Source organism: Pseudomonas asiatica (assembly GCF_009932335.1).
GTDB classification, from domain to species: domain Bacteria; phylum Pseudomonadota; class Gammaproteobacteria; order Pseudomonadales; family Pseudomonadaceae; genus Aquipseudomonas; species Aquipseudomonas asiatica.
In genome coordinates, this window is the sequence record NZ_BLJF01000002.1 from 95212 (window position 1) to 113355 (window position 18144).

The 18144-nt window shown below is 64.0% G+C and carries 15 protein-coding genes; 3 read left to right on the plus strand and 12 right to left on the minus strand.

Annotated features, from left to right (window positions below):
• Nucleotides 1-62 precede the first annotated feature (62 nt).
• Together GYA95_RS19835 and desA are read right to left on the minus strand one after the other, a co-directional pair.
• Nucleotides 63-1091, minus strand: coding sequence for a GGDEF domain-containing protein (locus GYA95_RS19835; RefSeq protein ID WP_015268579.1), 1029 nt, complete (start codon nucleotides 1089-1091; stop codon nucleotides 63-65).
• A 100-nt stretch (nucleotides 1092-1191) separates the two neighbouring features.
• Nucleotides 1192-2376 carry a delta-9 fatty acid desaturase DesA gene (desA, locus tag GYA95_RS19840; protein ID WP_015268580.1) on the minus strand — a complete coding sequence of 395 codons (1185 nt, stop codon included), beginning with the start codon at nucleotides 2374-2376 and terminating at the stop codon, nucleotides 1192-1194.
• A 146-nt stretch (nucleotides 2377-2522) separates the two neighbouring features.
• On the opposite strand from desA, the gene dibA reads away from it, so the two are divergent.
• Nucleotides 2523-4418 (plus strand): phosphodiesterase DibA, encoded by a 1896-nt coding sequence (dibA, locus tag GYA95_RS19845; RefSeq protein WP_043935215.1) that lies wholly within the window; start codon nucleotides 2523-2525, stop codon nucleotides 4416-4418.
• Between the two features lie 93 nt (nucleotides 4419-4511).
• On the opposite strand, the gene GYA95_RS19850 is transcribed toward dibA, so the two are convergent.
• From GYA95_RS19850 to tcyJ, 9 genes are all read right to left on the minus strand, one after another.
• Nucleotides 4512-5156, minus strand: a complete 645-nt coding sequence (locus GYA95_RS19850; RefSeq protein WP_008096606.1) for a methionine ABC transporter permease — start codon at nucleotides 5154-5156, stop codon at nucleotides 4512-4514.
• Nucleotides 5146-6255, minus strand: a complete 1110-nt coding sequence (locus GYA95_RS19855; RefSeq protein WP_015268582.1) for a methionine ABC transporter ATP-binding protein — start codon at nucleotides 6253-6255, stop codon at nucleotides 5146-5148. Before GYA95_RS19855 ends, GYA95_RS19850 begins: the two co-directional genes overlap by 11 nt.
• A gap of 1 nt (nucleotide 6256) precedes the next feature.
• On the minus strand, nucleotides 6257-7057 hold the full coding sequence (locus GYA95_RS19860) for a MetQ/NlpA family ABC transporter substrate-binding protein (RefSeq protein WP_015268583.1): 801 nt from the start codon (nucleotides 7055-7057) through the stop codon (nucleotides 6257-6259).
• On the minus strand, nucleotides 7050-8441 hold the full coding sequence (locus tag GYA95_RS19865; protein ID WP_015268584.1) for an LLM class flavin-dependent oxidoreductase: 1392 nt from the start codon (nucleotides 8439-8441) through the stop codon (nucleotides 7050-7052). Before GYA95_RS19865 ends, GYA95_RS19860 begins: the two co-directional genes overlap by 8 nt.
• Nucleotides 8441-9622, minus strand: a complete 1182-nt coding sequence (locus GYA95_RS19870) for an SfnB family sulfur acquisition oxidoreductase (RefSeq protein ID WP_015268585.1) — start codon at nucleotides 9620-9622, stop codon at nucleotides 8441-8443. Before GYA95_RS19870 ends, GYA95_RS19865 begins: the two co-directional genes overlap by 1 nt.
• A 134-nt stretch (nucleotides 9623-9756) precedes the next feature.
• The gene (locus GYA95_RS19875) at nucleotides 9757-10998 is read right to left on the minus strand and encodes an SfnB family sulfur acquisition oxidoreductase (RefSeq protein ID WP_015268586.1); all 1242 of its coding nucleotides are present in this window, start codon (nucleotides 10996-10998) and stop codon (nucleotides 9757-9759) included.
• 326 nt (nucleotides 10999-11324) lie between these two features.
• Complete coding sequence (gene tcyN / locus GYA95_RS19880) at nucleotides 11325-12083, minus strand: L-cystine ABC transporter ATP-binding protein TcyN (protein ID WP_013970435.1); 759 nt, start codon at nucleotides 12081-12083, stop codon at nucleotides 11325-11327.
• A gap of 2 nt (nucleotides 12084-12085) precedes the next feature.
• On the minus strand, nucleotides 12086-12754 hold the full coding sequence (tcyL, locus tag GYA95_RS19885) for a cystine ABC transporter permease (RefSeq protein WP_003255849.1): 669 nt from the start codon (nucleotides 12752-12754) through the stop codon (nucleotides 12086-12088).
• A complete protein-coding gene (gene tcyJ, locus GYA95_RS19890) occupies nucleotides 12751-13545 on the minus strand; it encodes a cystine ABC transporter substrate-binding protein (protein ID WP_015268587.1) in 795 nt (264 codons plus the stop codon). The genes tcyL and tcyJ overlap by 4 nt, the downstream gene beginning before the upstream one ends.
• A 392-nt stretch (nucleotides 13546-13937) precedes the next feature.
• Here tcyJ and epsC point away from each other — a divergent pair, with 392 nt between their 5' ends.
• Nucleotides 13938-14870 carry a serine O-acetyltransferase EpsC gene (gene epsC, locus GYA95_RS19895; protein WP_015268588.1) on the plus strand — a complete coding sequence of 311 codons (933 nt, stop codon included), beginning with the start codon at nucleotides 13938-13940 and terminating at the stop codon, nucleotides 14868-14870.
• 333 nt (nucleotides 14871-15203) lie between these two features.
• Nucleotides 15204-17165: a choline transporter BetT gene (gene betT, locus GYA95_RS19900; RefSeq protein WP_167506610.1), complete on the plus strand. Its 1962-nt coding sequence runs from the start codon at nucleotides 15204-15206 to the stop codon at nucleotides 17163-17165.
• A 114-nt stretch (nucleotides 17166-17279) separates the two neighbouring features.
• Here the strand turns inward: betT and tauD are convergent, their stop codons facing one another.
• Nucleotides 17280-18113, minus strand: coding sequence for a taurine dioxygenase (gene tauD, locus GYA95_RS19905; RefSeq protein WP_015268590.1), 834 nt, complete (start codon nucleotides 18111-18113; stop codon nucleotides 17280-17282).
• Nucleotides 18114-18144 lie beyond the last annotated feature (31 nt).

Sequence of the window (18144 nt, forward strand, 5' to 3'; positions counted from 1 at the left end):
TACGCGGTTGCCGGTAGGAGCGGCCTTGTGTCGCGATAGGGGGGCAAAGCCCCCCCCAAGGCTCAGCCGCGGACGATCTGGTTCTTGCCCTGGCGCTTGGCCTGGTACATCGCCGCATCGGCCCGGGCATACAGGCTGTCCAGCGCCACATCCTCGTCAGTCAGCCCGGTCACCCCCTGGCTCACCGTCACCCCGTAGGTCTGCTCCCCATGGCTGAAGCTCAGCCGCTGGATCTGCCGCTGCAAGCGCTCGGCAATCTGCTCCGCGACCTGGGCACTACAGCCGGGGAACACTGCCGCGAACTCCTCGCCACCAATGCGCCCGAACAGGTCACCTCGGCGTAGCACGGCCTTGCCGCTGTCGGCGATCTGCTGCAACACCTGGTCGCCTTCCTGGTGACCGTAGCTGTCGTTGATGCGCTTGAAGTCGTCGATGTCCAGCAGCAGGAAGGCCAGTGGTGTACCGTCTTCGCGGGCGCTGTCGAAGGCTTGCTGGGCGCATTCGAAAAAGTGCCGGCGGTTGCTGCTCTGGGTCAGCACGTCGGTGGTGGCCAGGCGCTGCAGTTCACCTTCGAGCTGCTTCTTCTCGGTGATGTCTTCTGCGATGCCGACGATGATCACCCGGTCGCCATCGCGTTGCTGGTTGATGTAGCACTTGTCGCTCAGCCAGCGCAACTGGCCGTCGGCATTGAGGATGCGGTACTCGCGGTCTTCCACCGAGCCCTTGAGCAGTACCTGGGCCAGGCTGCGTTCGGCGAACTCCAGGTCGTCGGGGTAGATGCTGTCTCGCCACTCGTTGTAGTCGGCCAGCACCAGGCTGGCCGAGCGGCCGAAGATGCGTTCGTAGGCGGGGCTGACGTAAAGCACCTGACGGGTTTCCCAGTCGAAGGCCCATAGCACCGCATTGACGCTATCGAGCAGCGAGCTGAACAGCTGTTCGCGCTCGCTCAGGCGGGCAACCTCGCCTTGGGCGTGGAGTAGCGCAAGCAAGGTCTGGGCGGCTTCCGGAGGCGGGGTGCCGGGCAGTGTCGTCGGAATGTTCTTGGCCATGTGCACGGAGCAGATCTCGGCGTGAAAGCGTGCGGCCAGCATCTGGCCCGCCACGCGGGCGATGTGCCAGATATGAGTGTAAACGAGAGGGCGAAGTTCCGGGCGGCACGCCCAGCCAAAGGGGCGTGCCGATCAACGGCGGTCAGGCGCCGGTCGGGCGCAGGGAGTACGTCTTCAGCTGTGCCGCGAAGTCCCGCAGGGCGTGGATGCCGCTGGTTTCCGCCTCATGTACCCAGTCCTTCATGGCGGCCAGCATGTCGTGGCCGTTGGCGCTGGTGCGCGCCCAGATCTGCTGCAGGGCCAGGCGTTTTTCGTAGATGGTCTTCAGCGCCTGGCTGTGGGCGAGCATCGACTCGATGCGCACATGGTGACGGTCTTCCAGCAGGCTGGTCTCGCGCGACAACAGGCGCTTGGCGCGGCGGAAGTGATGGCGCAGCGAAGCATCGACGCGGGCCAGCTCCTGCTTGACCAGCGGGCCGATCACCAGCTTGCGGTACTGGGCCATGATCTGGAAGCGGTTGTTGAGGATGGCCATGGCGGTGTCCATGTCCAGGCTGGCCTTGCCTGCCACCCGGTGGGCGATGGGCGCCACGCGCTGTACCTTGGCCAGGCGCAGCAGGCAGAACAGGCGGATCCACGCCCAACCCATGTCGAACTCCCAGCGCTTGACCGACAGCTTGGCCGAGTTGGGGTAGGTGTGGTGGTTGTTGTGCAGCTCTTCGCCACCGATGACGATGCCCCACGGCACCAGGTTGGTCGCGGCGTCGCGGCACTCGAAGTTGCGGTAGCCGAGAGCGTGGCCCAGGCCGTTGACCACGCCGGCGGCCCAGAACGGAATCCACATCATCTGCACTGCCCAGATGGTGATGCCGATGGTGCCGAACAGCAGCAGGTCGATTACCGCCATCAGCGCGATGCCGCCCAGCTTGTAGCGCGAGTAGAGGTTGCGCTCGATCCAGTCGTCCGGGCAGTTCTTGCCATAGATGCGCAGGGTTTCAGGGTTGCGCGCCTCTTCCCGGTAAAGCTCGGCACCCTTGCGCAGCACCGTGCCCAGGCCCTTGTACAGCGGGCTGTGCGGGTCGTCGGGGGTTTCGCATTTGGCGTGGTGCTTGCGGTGGACGGCGGTCCATTCGCGGGTGTTCTGCGCCGTGGTCAGCCACAGCCAGAAACGGAAGAAGTGCTTGAGCGCGCCATTGAGCTCCAGGGCCCGGTGCGCGGAGTAGCGGTGCAGGTAGACCGTGACGCTGACGATGGTCACGTGGGTCATCAACAGTGTAATGCCGACCAGTTGCCAGGCCGAGAAGTCGAGCAGGCCGTTGTACCACATAGGTGTAAATACCCTCGGAATGCAGGAGGAGGGGCTGATTATCCCTTGGGCAGGAAATAAATACAGTTACCCGTTCAGATAGGAAGTCACGACATGTTTCAGCCTTTATAATGCCCCATCATTTTTCATGGGCAATTGCACCCGACATGTCTGTTTCCGTTCGCGACGCCTTGCGCATGGCCGCGCTGTATGTGGTGCTCTCGATCCTCTGGCTGACGCTGGCCGAGGTGGTGTTGCACGGCATGACCGACGACCCCCTGGCACTGACCGTGGGCCGGCAGATCAACGTGGTGGTCTGGGTGCTGCTCAGCGCCTTTCTGATCTATGTGTCGCGGGTGCGGCTGCTCGACTTCATCGGTGTTGGCGCGCGTATGCGTGGTGAAGACCGTGAACGCCTGCGCATGGCTGCGGCAGTGTTCGACAGCACCCTCGAAGGCGTGCTGGTGACAGACCGCCATGGCCTGATCGTGCACGTCAACCGTGCCTTCATGCGTATCACCGGCTACCAGCAGGACGAGGTCATCGGCCAGCGCCCGAACAAGTTCAAGTCGGGCCGCCATGGCCTGGCGTTCTACCAGCAGATCTTCGCCACTCTGGCGGAAAAGGGCGAGTGGAGCGGCGAAATATGGAATCGGCGCAAGAGCGGTGAAATCTACCCGCAATGGCAGACCATTTGCGCCATCCGCGACGATCAAGGCGAGCTCAGCCATTACGTGGCGGTGTTCAGCGACATCAGCGCGATCAAGCATTCTGAACAGGAACTGGCCTACCTGGCTCACCACGACCCGCTGACCGACCTGCCCAACCGCCTGCTGTTCAACGACCGGGTCGAGCAGGCGCTGGCCGCAGCCCAGGCGAACAAGCGTGGTTGTGCCCTGCTGTTGCTGGACCTGGACCATTTCCAGAGCATCAACGACGGCCTTGGCCACACCATTGGCGACCAGTTGCTGAAGCTGGTGGGCGAGCGCCTGGCAGAGGTGCTGCGCAGCGGCGTGACCCTGGCGCGCCTGGGGGGCGACGAATTTGGCGTGCTGGCGGAAAACTGCCATGAGGTTGGCCAGGCGGGCAAGCTGGCGCAGGGCATCATCGAGCGCATGCGCGAGCCGTTCCAGTTCGACGGTCACCGCCTGTTCATCAGCGTCAGCGTGGGCATCAGCCTGTTCCCCAGCGATGCCTTGAGTGCCGAGCAGTTGCTGCGCAATGCCGACTCGGCGTTGTACAAGGCCAAGAGCAACGGGCGGGCCTGCTATGCGCTGTACACCGAAGAACTGACCGCTCACGCCCAACACCGGGTCGAAACCGCCGGCGAGCTGCGCCGAGCCTTGGAGCAGGACGAGCTGCGGGTGTTCTACCAGCCGGTGCACGACCTGGCGACCGGCCGCCAGGTCGGCGTCGAAGCCTTGGTGCGTTGGCAGCACCCTGAGCGCGGCCTGGTTCCACCGGGCGAATTCATCCCGATTGCCGAGCGTACCGGGCTGATTGCCGAGATCGACGCCTGGGTACTACGCCAGGCGTGTCGGCAGATGGTGCGATGGCAGGGTGAAGGGCGGCAGTTGGCATTCGTGGCGGTGAACATTTCCAGCCGCCTGTTTGGCCAGCACGAGCTGTACCAGCAGGTGGCCGAGGTGCTGGACGACACCGGCCTGGCCCCGGCCTTGCTGGAGCTGGAGGTGACCGAGAGCGCAGTGATGGAGGACCCGGAGGTGGCGCTGGAGCAGTTGCATCGCCTGCGCGAGCTGGGGGTGACCTTGGCTATCGACGACTTTGGCACCGGTTATTCATCGCTGCTGCGGCTCAAGCGCTTGCCGGTGCAGAAGCTGAAGATCGACCAAGGCTTCGTTGCCGGGTTGCCGCTGGATGAGGACGATATCGCGATCGTCCGGGTGATCATCGCCCTGGCCCGCAGCATGGGTATGCAAGTGCATGCAGAGGGCATCGAGCAGGCCGAGCAGGCCAGCTTCCTGCTGCATGAGCAGTGTCAGCTTGGGCAGGGGTACTGGTTCGGGCGGCCGGTGCCTGCCGGGGATTTGTGCTGGGGTTGAAGGCCCCTTCGCGGGCATGCCCGCTCCCACAGGGATATCGTTGTATTCAAGCCCTGTGCAGTACCTGTGGGAGCGGGCGTGCCCGCGAAGAATTCAGCGCTTGTTCAAGCCTTTCGCCAACCGGTCTCCACCCAGTTGGATCAACGCCACCAACGCCACCAGCATGGCAATCACGGTCAGCATGATCTGGCTGTCGAAGCGCTGGTAGCCATAGCGGTAGGCGATGTCCCCCAGTCCCCCGGCACCGATCGCTCCGGCCATGGCCGAGGAGTTGATCAGGGTCACCAGGGTGATGGTGAAGCCCCCGACAATCCCCGGCAGCGCCTCTGGCAGCAGTACGTGCCAGACAATGTGCCAGCGCCGGCAGCCCATGGCCTGTGCAGCCTCCACCAGGCCGTGGTCGACTTCGCGCAGGCTGACCTCGGCAATCCGCGCGAAGAACGGAGTGGCGGCAATGGTCAGTGGCACCACTGCCGCCCACACGCCATACGTGGTACCCACTACCAAGCGGGTGAAGGGGATCAGCGCGACCATCAGGATCAGGAACGGGATCGAGCGGAACAGGTTGACGAATGCACCCAGCACCCGGTTCAGCAGCGGCGCCTCGAAGATCCCGCCCTTGTCGCTGGTGACCAGCAGCACCGCCATCGGTACCCCCACCAGCAGGGCGATCAGCGACGACACGCCGACCATCAGCAGGGTATCGAGCAAACCTTCCAGCAGGCGATCAAACCACATGGCCCAGTACCTCCACGTCCTCGGCCCAGCGGCGGGCGCGCTCCAGCAATTGATGGGTGTCGTGCGGCGAGTGCTGCACCGACAGGATCAGCTGCCCCAGGGCATGCTCGCCAATGGTTTCCACACCACCCTGCAGCAGGCGTACGCGGCCGCCAAGGTCGTTGAACAGGGCGGACAGTTCGGGCTCGCCGAGCAGGGTCAGCCTCAGCACCACGGCACTGTCGCGGCTTGCCGGGTTGGCCCGCAGGCTGGCTTGCAGCGCGGCTGGCAACCTGGCTTGCAACGGTGCCAGCAGGGTACGGGTGACTTCGTGGCGTGGTGAGCCAAACACCCGCCAGACCTCACCCTGCTCGACCACTTCTCCACGTTCCAGCACCACCACCCGGTGGCAGATATCGCGGATTACCGCCATCTCGTGGGTGATCAGCACGATGGTCAGGCCCAGGCGCTGGTTGATGTCGCGCAGCAGTTCGAGAATGGAAGCAGTGGTCTCCGGGTCCAGCGCCGAGGTGGCCTCGTCGCACAGCAGGATCTCGGGGTCATGCACCAACGCCCTGGCAATGCCCACGCGCTGCTTCTGCCCGCCGGACAGCTGCGCCGGGTACACGTGGTGCTTTTCCCGCAGGCCCACCAGCTCAAGCAGTTCGCGTACCTTGCGCTGGCGCTCCGCCTTGGCCACGCCGGCCACCTTGAGGGGCAGCTCGACGTTCTGCCACACGGTCTTGGCCGACATCAGGTTGAAGTGCTGGAAGATCATGCCGATACGCCGGCGCAGGGCTACCAGGTGGTCCTCGTCGAAGGGCGCGATGTCCACCTGGTCGATCAGCACCCGGCCCTGGCTGGGTTGCTCCAGGCGGTTGATGGTGCGCAGCAGCGATGACTTGCCGGCGCCGCTGCGGCCGATGATGCCGAAGATCTCGCCATGGCAGATGTTCAGGTCGATGCCTTGCAAGGCCGGTTGCGCCTGGCCCGGGTAGGTCTTGCCCAGGCCGATGAAGCGCACATGGGCTTCATTGACCTCCGGGCGCAGGGCCTGCTCCCTGGCCGTTGGCGGCAGTGGTTGTGTGGTGGGCGCCCGCAGCGCGCTGGCCTGGCTCATGTCAGCCCTCCCAACCGGCCTGGTAGAGCTTGCCGTGGGCTTTGTCCAAGGCTGCGCGCACCACTGGCGAGTGCTGGTAGATGTCGACGAACTTGGCCAGGCGTGGGTCGTCCTTGCTTTGCGGTCGAATGACGAACTGGATCACGTACTCCTTGTTCTCCAGGCCGTCGAACAGCAGTGCGGAGCCGGCGTCGAAGCTGTTGGCCAGGCGGATGTAGGCCGGGTAGCCCTGCACCAGGTCGGCGTCGTCATAGGCGCGAACCAGCTGTACGGCCTCGACCTGAAGGATTTTCAGTTTTTTCGGGTTGGCGACGATATCGTCCTCGGTGGCCTTGTAGCCGACCCCCGGCTTGAGGGTGATCAGCCCGGCCTTGGCCAGCAGCTGCAGGCCACGGCCGCTGTTGATCGGGTCGTTGGCGATGGCCACGCTGGCGCCTTCGGGCAGGTCGGCGAAGCTCTTGCACTTTTTCGAGTACAGGCCGACGTTGTTGATGATGCCCGGGGCGTAGGGCACCAGGTTGAAGCCTGCGGCTGCCTTGGCGTTTTCCAGGAACGGGATGTGCTGGAAGTAGTTCACGTCGATGTCGCCGCTATTGAGGCTGACATTGGGTGCGATCCAGTCGCTGAACTCGACCAGCTTCACTTCAAGGCCTTGCTTGTGCGCTTCTTCCACTGCGGCTTCCAGCGGGATGGCAAAGGCCGAGGTGGTGCCGATCTTCAGCGGTTCGGCAGCCAGCGCGCTGGCGGACAGACCGAGGGAGAGGGCAATGGCCGCGACGGGCCGGAACAATTTATCAAGCATGGTGCAGGGCTCCAGTCGGGGCAGGGGTAGAGGTAAAGCGGTAGGCCGAGCCAGGGTGGTCGGCGGGCAAATGCGGGTGGTCGGCCTGGAACAGTTTTTCGCGCAGGGTGCCTTCGGCATAGGCGGTCTTGTAGCGGCCACGCTGTTGCAACTGCGGGATGACCAGGTCGATGAAGTCCTCGAAGCTTTCCGGGGTTACGGTGCGGGTCAGGTTGAAACCGTCCAGACCGGTTTCATCGACCCAGGCGATCAGCTGTTCGGCCACCTGCTCGGGCGCGCCGACCAGGGTCACGTAACGGCCACCCAGGGCGTGCTGCTGCAGCAGGCGCCGGCGGGTCCAGACGTTGTCCTGCAACTGGCGCGTGGCCGACTGGATGGCGTTGCCCTGGCTGAAGGCAATCGGCTCGTCCAGGGCGTAGGCGGCGAAGTCGATGCCGGTGGACGCTGCGAAGTGCGCGACCCCGGCCTCGGCGCTGGCATGGCGCAGGTACTCGGCATGCTTGGCCTGGGCCTGCTGCTCGGTGGCGGCGACGATCACCGTGATGCCCATGAACACCTTGACCGCTTGCGGGTCGCGGCCAGCGGCTTGGGCGGCGGCGCGCACCTTGTCGACCTGGGCGCGGGTGGCGGCCTTGTCCTGGCCACTGATGAACACGCATTCGGCATGGTTGCCGGCGAAGGCCAGGCCACGCTGCGAGCTGCCGGCCTGGAACAGTACCGGTGTACGCTGCGGTGAGGGTTCGCACAGGTGGTAGCCGTCGACCTTGTAGAACTCGCCCTGGTGGTTGACCTTGCGCACCCTGTCGGGCCTGGCATAGACGCGCTGCTGGCGGTCGGCGACCACGGCATCTTCAGCCCAGCTGCCTTCCAGCAGCTTGTACAGCACCTGCAGGTACTCGTCGGCCTGGTCGTAGCGGCGGTCATGCTCGGGTTGCTGCGCCAGGCCCATGGCCCGGGCGGCGCTGTCGAGGTAGCCGGTGACGATGTTCCAGCCCACTCGGCCATGGCTCAGGTGGTCCAGGGTGGAAAGGCGGCGAGCGAACAGGTACGGCGCTTCGTAGGTGAGGTTGGCGGTAAGGCCGAAGCCCAGGTGGCGGGTGACGGCGGCCATGGCCGAGACCAGCAGCAGCGGGTCGTTGACCGGCAGCTGGATCGACTCCTTGAGGGTGACGTCCAGCGACTGGCCGTAGATGTCGTAGGTGCCGACGATGTCGGCGATGAAAAGCCCGTCGAACAAGCCGCGCTCCAGCAGCCGCGCCAGACTGGTCCAGTAGTCCAGGGTCTTGTACTGGGTCGAGGTGTCCCGTGGGTGGGTCCACAGGCCGTGGTTGATGTGCCCGATGCAATTCATGTTGAAAGCATTGAGCAGGATCTGCTTGGCCATCAGATGGTCCCCCGGCGTGGTGGGTTGGCATCATTGAGGTAGTAGTTGCCGATGGCGTGGTACTTCCAGCGCACCGGGTCGTGCAGGGTGTGCACGCGGGCGTTGCGCCAGTGGCGGTCAAGGTTGTGTTCGGCCAGTGTGGCCTGGCTGCCGCCCAGTTCGAACAGGGTGGTGCCGGCCGCGAGGGAAATCTCGGTGCTGATGGCGCGGGCCTCGGCCACCGCGATGGACGCGGCGGCCACGTTTTCGGCAGTGCTGTCGTCGCGGGCGCGGTCCAGATATTCGCCCGCGCGCTCCAGCAAGGCTTCGGCGGCGTGCAGACGGATCGCCAGATGGCCGAAACTCTTCAGCGTAAGCGGGTCATCGCTGGCCTTGTCCAGGCCGGAGTCGACCCAGGGGCGGCTGCGGGTGCGCACGAAGTGCAGGGCATCTTCGTATGCGGCGCGGGCGATGCCGGTGTCGATGGCGGCATGAAGGATCTGCGCCAGCGGGCCGACCGGGGTGGGGCGTTCGAAGGCGCTCTGGAACGGCACCACGTCGGCGGCACTGACATACACGTTATCGAACACCACCGAGCCGCTGCCGGTGGTGCGCTGGCCGAAGCCGCTCCAGTCGTCGATCACCTGCAGGCCCTGGCTGTCGGCCGGGACGAAGGCCAGGTGCTGCACGCCCTGCTCATCGACCACCGAAGTGGGAATGCGCTGGGCGTATATGGCGCCGGTGGAGTAGAACTTGCGGCCGTTGATGCGAAAACCATCGCCGTCGCGGGACAGGCGCGTGGTGCGGTCGTTGGCGGTCTTGGTGCCCAGTTCGGCCAGGGCGTTGCCGAAGCGGTTGCCCGCCAGTACTTCGGCGTAAAAGCGCTGTTGCTGTTCGGGTGTGCCGTTTACCCGCAGGACTTCCAGGCCGTAGAAATGGTTTTGCGGGATCTGCCCTAGCGAGCCGTCGGCCTGGGCGATGCGGGCGATTACCTTGGCCAGGGTGATGTTGGACACGCCGGCGCCGCCGAAGGCCTTGGGTACGCTGATGGCCCACAGGCCGGAGCGAGTGAACAGTTCCAGTTCGGCGTGCGGCAGACGGCGCTCGCGGTCGCGCAGGGCGCTGTCGCGGCGCAGGTGTCGGGCGACTTCTTCGGCAACTTTCAGGGCCTGGGTGTCGCTGGTGATGATGTTTGTAGTCATGGTGTTTCTCCGGGGCCTCGGGGCCGCTCTGCGGCCCATCGCGACACAAGGCCGCTCCTACAGGAGGTACGCGATCCCTTGTAGGAGCGGCCTTGTGTCGCGATGGGCTGCAAAGCAGCCCCAAGGCCCTTAAATCAGATCCAGGAATGCCGTGCAGGCAAGGTGCCGTTGAGGTGGTAAGCGCCAACTGCGTGGTACTTCCAGCGCACAGGGTCATGCAGGGTGTGCACCCGGGCATTGCGCCAGTGGCGGTCGAGGTTGAACTCGGCGAGGGTGGCGCGGCTGCCGGCCAGCTCGAACAGCTTTTCGCTGGCCTGCAGGGCAATCTCGGTAGTCAGCACCTTGGCCTCGGCCACCGCGATCGAGGCCCGCGCTGCGCTTGCTGCATCGATCGGCTCGGCGTTGACCTCGTCGAGGACCCGCGCGGCCTTGCGCAGCAGGGCTTCGGCGGCGTGCAGCTCGAGCTTCAGGCGGCCGATGTCGGCGATTACGTAAGGGTCGTCGCTGGCGCGGTCGACCTTGGCTTCGATCCATGGCCGGGCCTTTTCGCGCACGAAGCTGATGGCGTCCTCGATCGCTGCTTCGGCAATGCCAGCATCGATCGCCGCCTGGATCAGCTGCGAGGCAGCGCCCTGGATGTTGGGAATGTCGCGCTGGCGCCAGTTGTCGATCACCAGGTCGGCATCCACCGGGACCTGGTCGAGTAGCACGGTGCCGCTTGCAGTGGTGCGCTGCCCGAAACCGGACCAGTCATCGACGATGCGCAGCCCCGGGCTGCCTCGGCGGACGAATGCCAGGCGCTGGCGACCTTCGTCGTCCAGTGCCTTGACCGCCACCCAGTGGGCGAACAGGGCGCCGGTGGAATAGAACTTCTCGCCGCTGATGCGATAGCTGTCGCCGACGCGGGTGATCCTGGCCTTGAGGGTCAGGGTGTCCTTGGTGCCGCGTTCGGGGCCGGCATTGCCGATGCGCCAGCCATCAAGCACACTGCGGAAGATCACCGCCTGCTGCGCCTCGGTGGCAGTCAGGCGCAACAGTTGCAGCATGCCGAACTGGTTCTGCGGGATCTGCCCCAGGGCCGGGTCGGCGGCGCTGATGAGGCGGAACACTTCAGCCACGGTCTCGAACGACACCTCCGGGCCGCCATGTGCCTTGGGTACGCTGATGCTGCCAAGGCCGCTGCGGGTGAACAGTTCGATCTCGGCCCATGGCAGTTTGCGTTGCTGGTCGCGGCGGGCGGCCTGCTCGCGGGCGACCTCGGCCAGTTCGCGGGCTGCTTGCAGGGCTTCGGTGTCGTTGCGTAGAACCTTGGCCGGCAGCAGCAGGGGCGAGCTGTCGAGATCGCTGTGGAATTGGGTATCGGGTTGGCTGGACATCAGTACCGCTCCTTGGCTGCACTCAATGCCCTGGCGTTCCGCACTGGGGTGATCGTGATCCTGACCATTCCTGACCTCACAAATGAATTATGTCGCTAACAGCTGATCGCGACAGATGTGTGCTGGTCCGGTGGTCCGGTTTATATACCCTAATGCTTTATAAAAAGTTTATGAACTAACTCTTTGGAATATATATAGAAGGAGGGATTTGCTGTGGATGTACTGGCCCTATCGCCGGCAAGCCAGCTCCCACAGGACGCCACAGGTCTTGATTACTGTGGGGTATCTGTGGGAGCTGGCTTGCCGGCGATAGGGCCAGTGCAGGTTTACTCGGAGGCAGCAGTCCCCAGGAACTTGCGCAAGAACTGCCGGGTACGCTCTTCCTTCGGCGCCGCAAACAGCGCCTTGGCCTCGCCCTGCTCAACGATCACGCCCTTGTCGAAGAAGATCACCCGGTTCGCCACATCGCGGGCAAAGCTCATCTCGTGGGTAACGATGATCATGGTGCGCTTCTCCTCGGCCAGGCCGCGGATGGTCGCCAGCACTTCACCCACCAGTTCGGGGTCCAGCGCCGAGGTCGGCTCGTCGAACAGGATCACCTCCGGCTCCATGGCCAAGGCGCGGGCGATGGCCACCCGTTGTTGCTGGCCACCGGACAGGCGCCGCGGGTAGGCGTCTTCCTTGCCGGCCAGGCCGACCTTGGCCAGCAGGCGCCGGCCCAGTTCGATCGCCTGCTCGCGGGGTGTCTTCTTGACGATCACCGGCCCCTCGATCACGTTTTCCAGGGCGGTGCGATGAGGGAACAGGTTGAAGTTCTGGAACACGAACCCGGCCTGCTGGCGCAAGCGGCGAATCGCACTTTGCTGCCCACCCAGCGGGCGGTTGGCGTCGATGCTGATATCGCCAATCTGGATCTGCCCGGCATCGGGTGTTTCCAGCAGGTTCAGGCAACGCAGGAAGGTTGTCTTGCCCGAGCCGCTGGGGCCGATGATGGCCACCACTTCGCCGGGTTGTACTGTCAGGTCGATACCGTTGAGCACGGTCTGGCCTTTGAACCGCTTGGTCAGGCCTTTGACTTCAATCATGCTCAATGCTCCTGGTCATGCTGGTTGACTCGCGCTTCCATGCGGTTCTGGAAGTGCGCGAGGATGCTGCACAACACCCAGTAGATGACCGCCACCGCCACGTACATGGTGAACACTTCGAAGGTGCGTGCGGTGATCAGCTGGGCCTGGCGGAACAGCTCGGGCACCTGGATGGTTGCCGCCAGGGCAGTGTCCTTGACCAGCGAGATGAAGCTGTTGCCCAACGGCGGCAGTGCGGTGCGCAAGGCCTGGGGCAGGATCGCCCGGCGCATGGCCTGGACGCGGGTCATGCCGATACTGGCTGCAGCTTCCCACTGGCCACGGTCGATCGAGGAAATCGCCGCGCGCAGGATTTCGCAGATGTAGGCGGCCATGTTCAGCGACAGGCCGATCAGCGAAGCCGGGATCGGGTCGAGTTCGATGCCGATCTGCGGCATGCCGAAGTAGATGACGAACAGCTGCACCAGCAGCGGCGTGCCGCGGAAGAACGACACGTAGACCCGCGCCAGCCAGTTCAGGGGCAATATCTTCGACAACCGCATCAGTGCCAGGGCAAAGCCCAGCACCAGGCCGAAGAACATGCCGCCAACACTGAGCAGCACTGTATAGCCCGCGCCCTTCAGCAGGAAGGGCGCGGAGTCGACAACGAGTTGCAGGCTTTCAGCGATCATTTGGTGACATCGGCACCGAAGTATTTCTCGGACAGCTTGGCCAGCGTGCCGTCAGCCTTGAGCTTGTCCAGCGCCTTGTTGATCGCTGCCAGCAGTTCCGGTTCACCCTTGCGCAGGGCCACGCCGCTTTCCAGGCGCGAGAAGGCATCGCCGGCCAGTTCGGTGTCCTTGGCTTTTTGCGCGTATTCCAGCGCGGCCAGGCGGTCGATCAGGATGGCGTCGATGCGGCCGTTGCGCAGGTCGGCGAACTTGCTCGGGTCGTCTTCATAGGTGCGTACATCGGCTTGCGGCACGTCCTTCTTGACCCATTGCTCGTAGTTGGTGCCCAGGCCTACACCGACCTTCTTGCCTGCCAGGTCTGCGGCCTTGTGGATGTTCAGCTGCTCGGCCTTCTTCTTCAGGATCAGCGCCTGGATGCCGGAGATAGTGTAAGGCTCGGAGAAGTCATACTTCTTCTTGCGCTCTTCGGAAATGGTTACCTGGTTGATCACCACGTCCAGGCGCTTGGATTCCAGTGCGGCGAGGATGCCGTCCCACTTGGTCGGCTGCACCTTGGCCTTTACCCCCAGCTCCTTGGCCAGCAGCTCGGACAGTTCCACTTCGAAGCCGGTCAGCTTGCCGTTTTCGTCCTGGAAGCTGAACGGTGGGTAGGTGCCTTCGAGGCCGACGTTGATCACGCCTTTTTCCTGGATGGTCTTCAGCTGCTCGCCAGCGAAGGCCTGACTGAGCAGGCCGGCACCCAGCAGGAGTGCCAGGCTGGCGTTGAGTAGCGGTTTGGCGAATTTCGACATTTCAGAGCCCCGCGCTTGTTGTGTAAGTAGTGGGTGGCGACTATAGGGTCGGCTGCTTAGGCCAGGAAATACTAAAAAATTATTTTGTTATTTCCTTTTGGTTTTTGCCAGGTGCTGGCTGCATTGAGGGTAGGCGAGGTTGCCTGCTCCGTCATCGCGGCTTATGCCTGACTTAGCGCAGGATGGAATAAAGCGTTGTTTTTTCCAAGGGATGGATTTGCCGTAGAGTGAATTGCATGTAGGCAGGTCCGGCCCTTTCGCGGGCTCGCCCGCTCCCACAGGTACTGCACAGGGCTTGGAATTTGTGCGGTCCCTGTGGGAGCGGGCGAGCCCGCGAAGAGGCCGGACCTGCAAATAAAAATGAGTTTGGCCTACTCAGGCAGGAGAAAACCGTGAGCGAACAATCTTCATCCGGGCACTGGCAGTTGCAGAGCATCGTCACCGGCCTGCGCGGCGCCCGTGAACAATGGCGCACCCGCAATGGCCGCAGCAGCGGCGAGCAGGGCGGGCGTGAGCTGCCTTCGCGCGAAGCGATGCGGCACATCCTGGAGCAACTGTGCGGCGCACTGTTCCCCATGCGCCTTGGCCCGGTCGACCTGCGCGAAGAAAGCGAAGACTTCTACGTCGGCCATACGCTGGATGCCGCCCTGACCGCCCTGCTGGCCCAGGCCCGCCTGGAGCTGCGCTACGCCGCACGACAAAGCAAGGGCGAACTGGCCGGCGTCGATGCTCATGCGCTGAGCCTGGTGCAGGGATTCGCCGCCGCCCTGCCGGGCCTGCGCGTGCTGCTGGACACCGACGTTCTGGCCGCCTATCACGGCGACCCGGCTGCGCGCAGTGTCGATGAAGTGCTGCTGTGCTACCCGGGCATCCTGGCGATCATCCACCATCGCCTGGCGCACCATCTGTACCAGGCCGGCCTGCCGCTGCTGGCGCGGATCAGCTCGGAGCTGGCGCATTCGGCCACGGGGATCGACATTCACCCCGGGGCGCAGATCGGCCCGAGCTTCTTCATCGACCACGGTACCGGCGTGGTGATTGGCGAAACCGCGATCATCGGCGAGCGTGTGCGCATCTACCAGGCGGTGACCCTGGGCGCCAAGCGCTTCCCCAGCGATGAATCGGGCACCTTGCACAAGGGGCTGCCACGCCACCCGATCGTTGAGGACGATGTGGTGATCTATGCGGGGGCCACGGTGCTGGGGCGGATCACCATCGGCAAAGGCTCGACCATTGGCGGTAATGTGTGGCTGACTCGCAGTGTGCCGGCCGAGAGCAACATTACCCAGGCCAACCTGCAGCTGGATTGCCAGGACAAGAACTGATCTGGCATTTCATTGGCCTGTACCGGCCACTTCGCGGGCTTGCCCGCTCCCACAGCTACTGCACAAAATTCAATGTTCGTGCGGTCCCTGTGGGAGTGGGCGAGCCCGCGAAGAGGTCAGTGCAGGAGGGCACCAATCAGCGCCCCAATTCGCATTGAAATCCGATCCATGTTTAACTTGAACGCTTGTTCAATGAAAAAACGCTGGTCCGCTGCCGGTGTTCAACAGGAGGATTCCTTTGCTGAACCCGTTCATTCCGAGCCTTACGTCATTCGACGAGGTGCGCCCCCAATGAGTGCACCGAACCCTTCCCTTGCCAATGGCAAGATCCGCATGAACCCCCCGGTGTTCTATTTCGCGGCAAGTTTCATCCTCATCTTCGGCCTCGTGGTCATTTCCTATCCACAAGCAGCAGGCGATTGGTTGCTGGCGGCGCAGAACTGGGCGGCCAACACGGTCGGCTGGTACTACATGCTGGCGATGACGCTGTACCTGGTCTTCGTGGTGGTCACCGCCTTGTCCGGCTACGGCAAGATCAAGCTCGGTGCCGACCACGACGAACCCGAGTTCAGCTACCTGTCATGGGCCGGTATGCTGTTCGCCGCCGGCATCAGTATCACCTTGTTCTTCTTTTGCGTGTCCGAACCCCTGACCCACATGCTGCAGCCGCCCCAGGGCGAAGCGGGCACGGCCGAGGCCGGGCGCCAGGCGATGCAGATCCTGTTCCTGCACTGGGGCCTGCATGGCTGGGGCGTGTTCGCCTTCGTCGGCATGGCCCTAGCCTACTTCGCCTATCGGCACAACCTGCCGCTGGCCTTGCGATCGGCGTTGTACCCGCTGATCGGCAAGCGCATCAACGGGCCGATCGGTTATGCGGTGGACGGTTTCGGCATCATCGCCACGGTGTTCGGCCTGGGTGCCGACATGGGTTTTGGCGTGCTGCACCTGAACGCCGGCCTCGACTACCTGTTCGGCATCGACCACAGCCAGTGGGTGCAAGTGCTGCTCATCACCCTGATGATGGGCGCGGCGGTGGCCGTGGCGGTCGCCGGGGTGGAGAAGGGCGTGCGGGTTATGAGCGACATCAACCTGTTCCTGGCCTGCGCGCTGTTGCTGTTCGTGTTGTTCGCCGGGCCTACCCAGCACCTGTTCAACACGCTGATCCAGAACCTCGGCGACTACCTGGGTGCCTTGCCGCGCAAGAGCTTCGACGTTTATGCCTACGGCGAGAACCGTGACTGGCTGGGCGGTTGGACGGTGTTCTACTGGGCCTGGTGGATTGCCTGGGCGCCGTTCGTGGGCCTGTTCATCGCCCGCATCTCCCGTGGCCGCACCATCCGCGAGTTCGTCTTTGGTGTGCTGTTGATTCCGCTGGGCTTCACCTTGGCGTGGATGTCGATCTTCGGCAACAGTGCCCTGGACCAAGTCATCAACCACGGCATGACAGCGTTGGGCCAGTCGGCGCTGGATAACCCGTCGATGAGCCTGTACCTGCTGCTGGAGACCTACCCTTGGAGCAAGACGGTGATCGCCGTGACGGTGTTCATCAGCTTTGTGTTCTTCGTCACCTCGGCCGACTCGGGCACCGTGGTGCTGTCGACCTTGTCGGCCAAGGGCGGTGATGCGGACGAGGATGGGCCGAACTGGCTGCGTATCTTCTGGGGGGCGATGACCGCGCTGATCACCAGCGCGCTGCTGTTCGCCGGCAGCATCGACTCGCTGAAGTCGGCGGTGGTGCTGACCTCGTTGCCGTTCTCGCTGATCCTGCTGTGCATGATGTGGGGGCTGCACAAGGCGTTCTACCTGGAGTCGCAACGGCAGATCGCACAGATGCATTCGCTGGCCCCGTTCGCCCAGTCACGCCGCGGCCGTGGCGGCTGGCGCCAGCGCCTGAGCCAGGCGGTGCACTTCCCGTCGCGTGATGAGGTATACCGCTTCATGGACGACGTGGTCCGCCCGGCAATTGCCGATGTGCGTGAAGTGTTCGAGCAGAAGGGCCTGGTGCTGATTACCCAGGACGACCCGAGCCACGACAACGTCAGCCTGAAGATTGGCCATGGCGAGGAACAGCCGTTCATTTACCAGGTGCAGATGCGTGGTTACTTCACGCCATCGTTCGCCCTGGGTGGGCTGGGTACGCAAGAGTTGAAGAACCGCCGTTACTACCGGGCGGAGGTGCACCTGAGCGAAGGCAGCCAGAACTATGACCTGGTGGGCTACAGCAAGGAGCAGATCATCAACGACATCCTCGACCAGTACGAACGGCACATGCAGTACCTGCATCTGGTCCGCTAGATCGCTGGGGCCGCTTTGCGGCCCATTCGCAGCACAAGGCTGCTCCTACAAGGGATCGCGCTTCCCTGTAGGAGCAGCCTTGTGCTGCGAATGGAGGCCAAAGGCCTCCCAGTTTCAGAAGGGCGCATCCCCAAGGATGGTCGCCCGATGCATCACCCGCCGGTTCGGCCGGTAGTCATCCACCGCAAAATGCTGGGTCACGCGGTTGTCCCAGAACGCCACGTCATTCTCCTGCCACCGCCAGCGAATGCTGAACTCCGGCCGCGTCGCATGGGCGAACAGCAGTTTCAACAGTGCCTCGCTTTCCAGTTCGCCCAGCTCATTGATGCGCGTGGTGAACCCCTCATTGACGAACAGCGCCTTGCGCCCGCTCACCGGATGCGTGCGCACCACCGGGTGCGACAGCGGCGGGTTGTTCCGCCGGGTTGCTTCCCAGCGCGCCAGGTCTTCCGGCGTGGTACCAAAGCGCTCCAGCGGGAACGACTTGGTGAAGTCATGGGTGGCTGTCAGCCCGTCGAGCATCTCGCGCAGCGGCGCCGACAAGGCTTCGAAGGCAGCGATGCCGCTGGCCCAAAGGGTGTCGCCGCCGTAGGCCGGCAACTGCTTGGCGCTGAGTACCGCGCCCAGGGCCGGGGTCGGCAGGAAGGTCACATCGGTGTGCCACACGGCGTTGTCGCGCACATCGGTCACCGCCGTGTCGAGGATAAGCACCTGCGGGGTTTCCGGCACGTTGGGATAGATAGGGTGGATGTGCAGGTCGCCGAAGCGGGCGGCAAACCGCGCCTGCTGCTGCGGGTTGATCGGCTGGTCGCGGAAGAACAGCACCTGGTGCTGCAGCAGCGCCTGCTCGATGGCGTCTCGTTCTTCGACGGTGATATCGCGGCTGATGTCCACGCCGCTGATCTGGGCGCCGAGCGCCGGGCTGAGGGGGGTGATGGTCAGGCTCATGTCGGTCTCTTCAATCAGGCGCCAGGCTGCT

Coding starts and splice junctions, on each gene's coding strand:
- tauD (WP_015268590.1), bottom strand. CDS start 18,113: ATGAGCCTGACCATCACCCCCCTCAGCCCGGCGCTCGGCGCCCAGATC.
- tcyL (WP_003255849.1), bottom strand. CDS start 12,754: ATGATCGCTGAAAGCCTGCAACTCGTTGTCGACTCCGCGCCCTTCCTG.
- betT (WP_167506610.1), top strand. CDS start 15,204: ATGAACCCCCCGGTGTTCTATTTCGCGGCAAGTTTCATCCTCATCTTC.
- desA (WP_015268580.1), bottom strand. CDS start 2,376: ATGTGGTACAACGGCCTGCTCGACTTCTCGGCCTGGCAACTGGTCGGC.
- tcyN (WP_013970435.1), bottom strand. CDS start 12,083: ATGATTGAAGTCAAAGGCCTGACCAAGCGGTTCAAAGGCCAGACCGTG.
- GYA95_RS19850 (WP_008096606.1), bottom strand. CDS start 5,156: ATGTGGTTTGATCGCCTGCTGGAAGGTTTGCTCGATACCCTGCTGATG.
- GYA95_RS19870 (WP_015268585.1), bottom strand. CDS start 9,622: ATGACTACAAACATCATCACCAGCGACACCCAGGCCCTGAAAGTTGCC.
- GYA95_RS19860 (WP_015268583.1), bottom strand. CDS start 7,057: ATGCTTGATAAATTGTTCCGGCCCGTCGCGGCCATTGCCCTCTCCCTC.
- tcyJ (WP_015268587.1), bottom strand. CDS start 13,545: ATGTCGAAATTCGCCAAACCGCTACTCAACGCCAGCCTGGCACTCCTG.
- GYA95_RS19835 (WP_015268579.1), bottom strand. CDS start 1,091: ATGCTGGCCGCACGCTTTCACGCCGAGATCTGCTCCGTGCACATGGCC.
- GYA95_RS19855 (WP_015268582.1), bottom strand. CDS start 6,255: ATGAGCCAGGCCAGCGCGCTGCGGGCGCCCACCACACAACCACTGCCG.
- GYA95_RS19865 (WP_015268584.1), bottom strand. CDS start 8,441: ATGGCCAAGCAGATCCTGCTCAATGCTTTCAACATGAATTGCATCGGG.
- dibA (WP_043935215.1), top strand. CDS start 2,523: ATGTCTGTTTCCGTTCGCGACGCCTTGCGCATGGCCGCGCTGTATGTG.
- GYA95_RS19875 (WP_015268586.1), bottom strand. CDS start 10,998: ATGTCCAGCCAACCCGATACCCAATTCCACAGCGATCTCGACAGCTCG.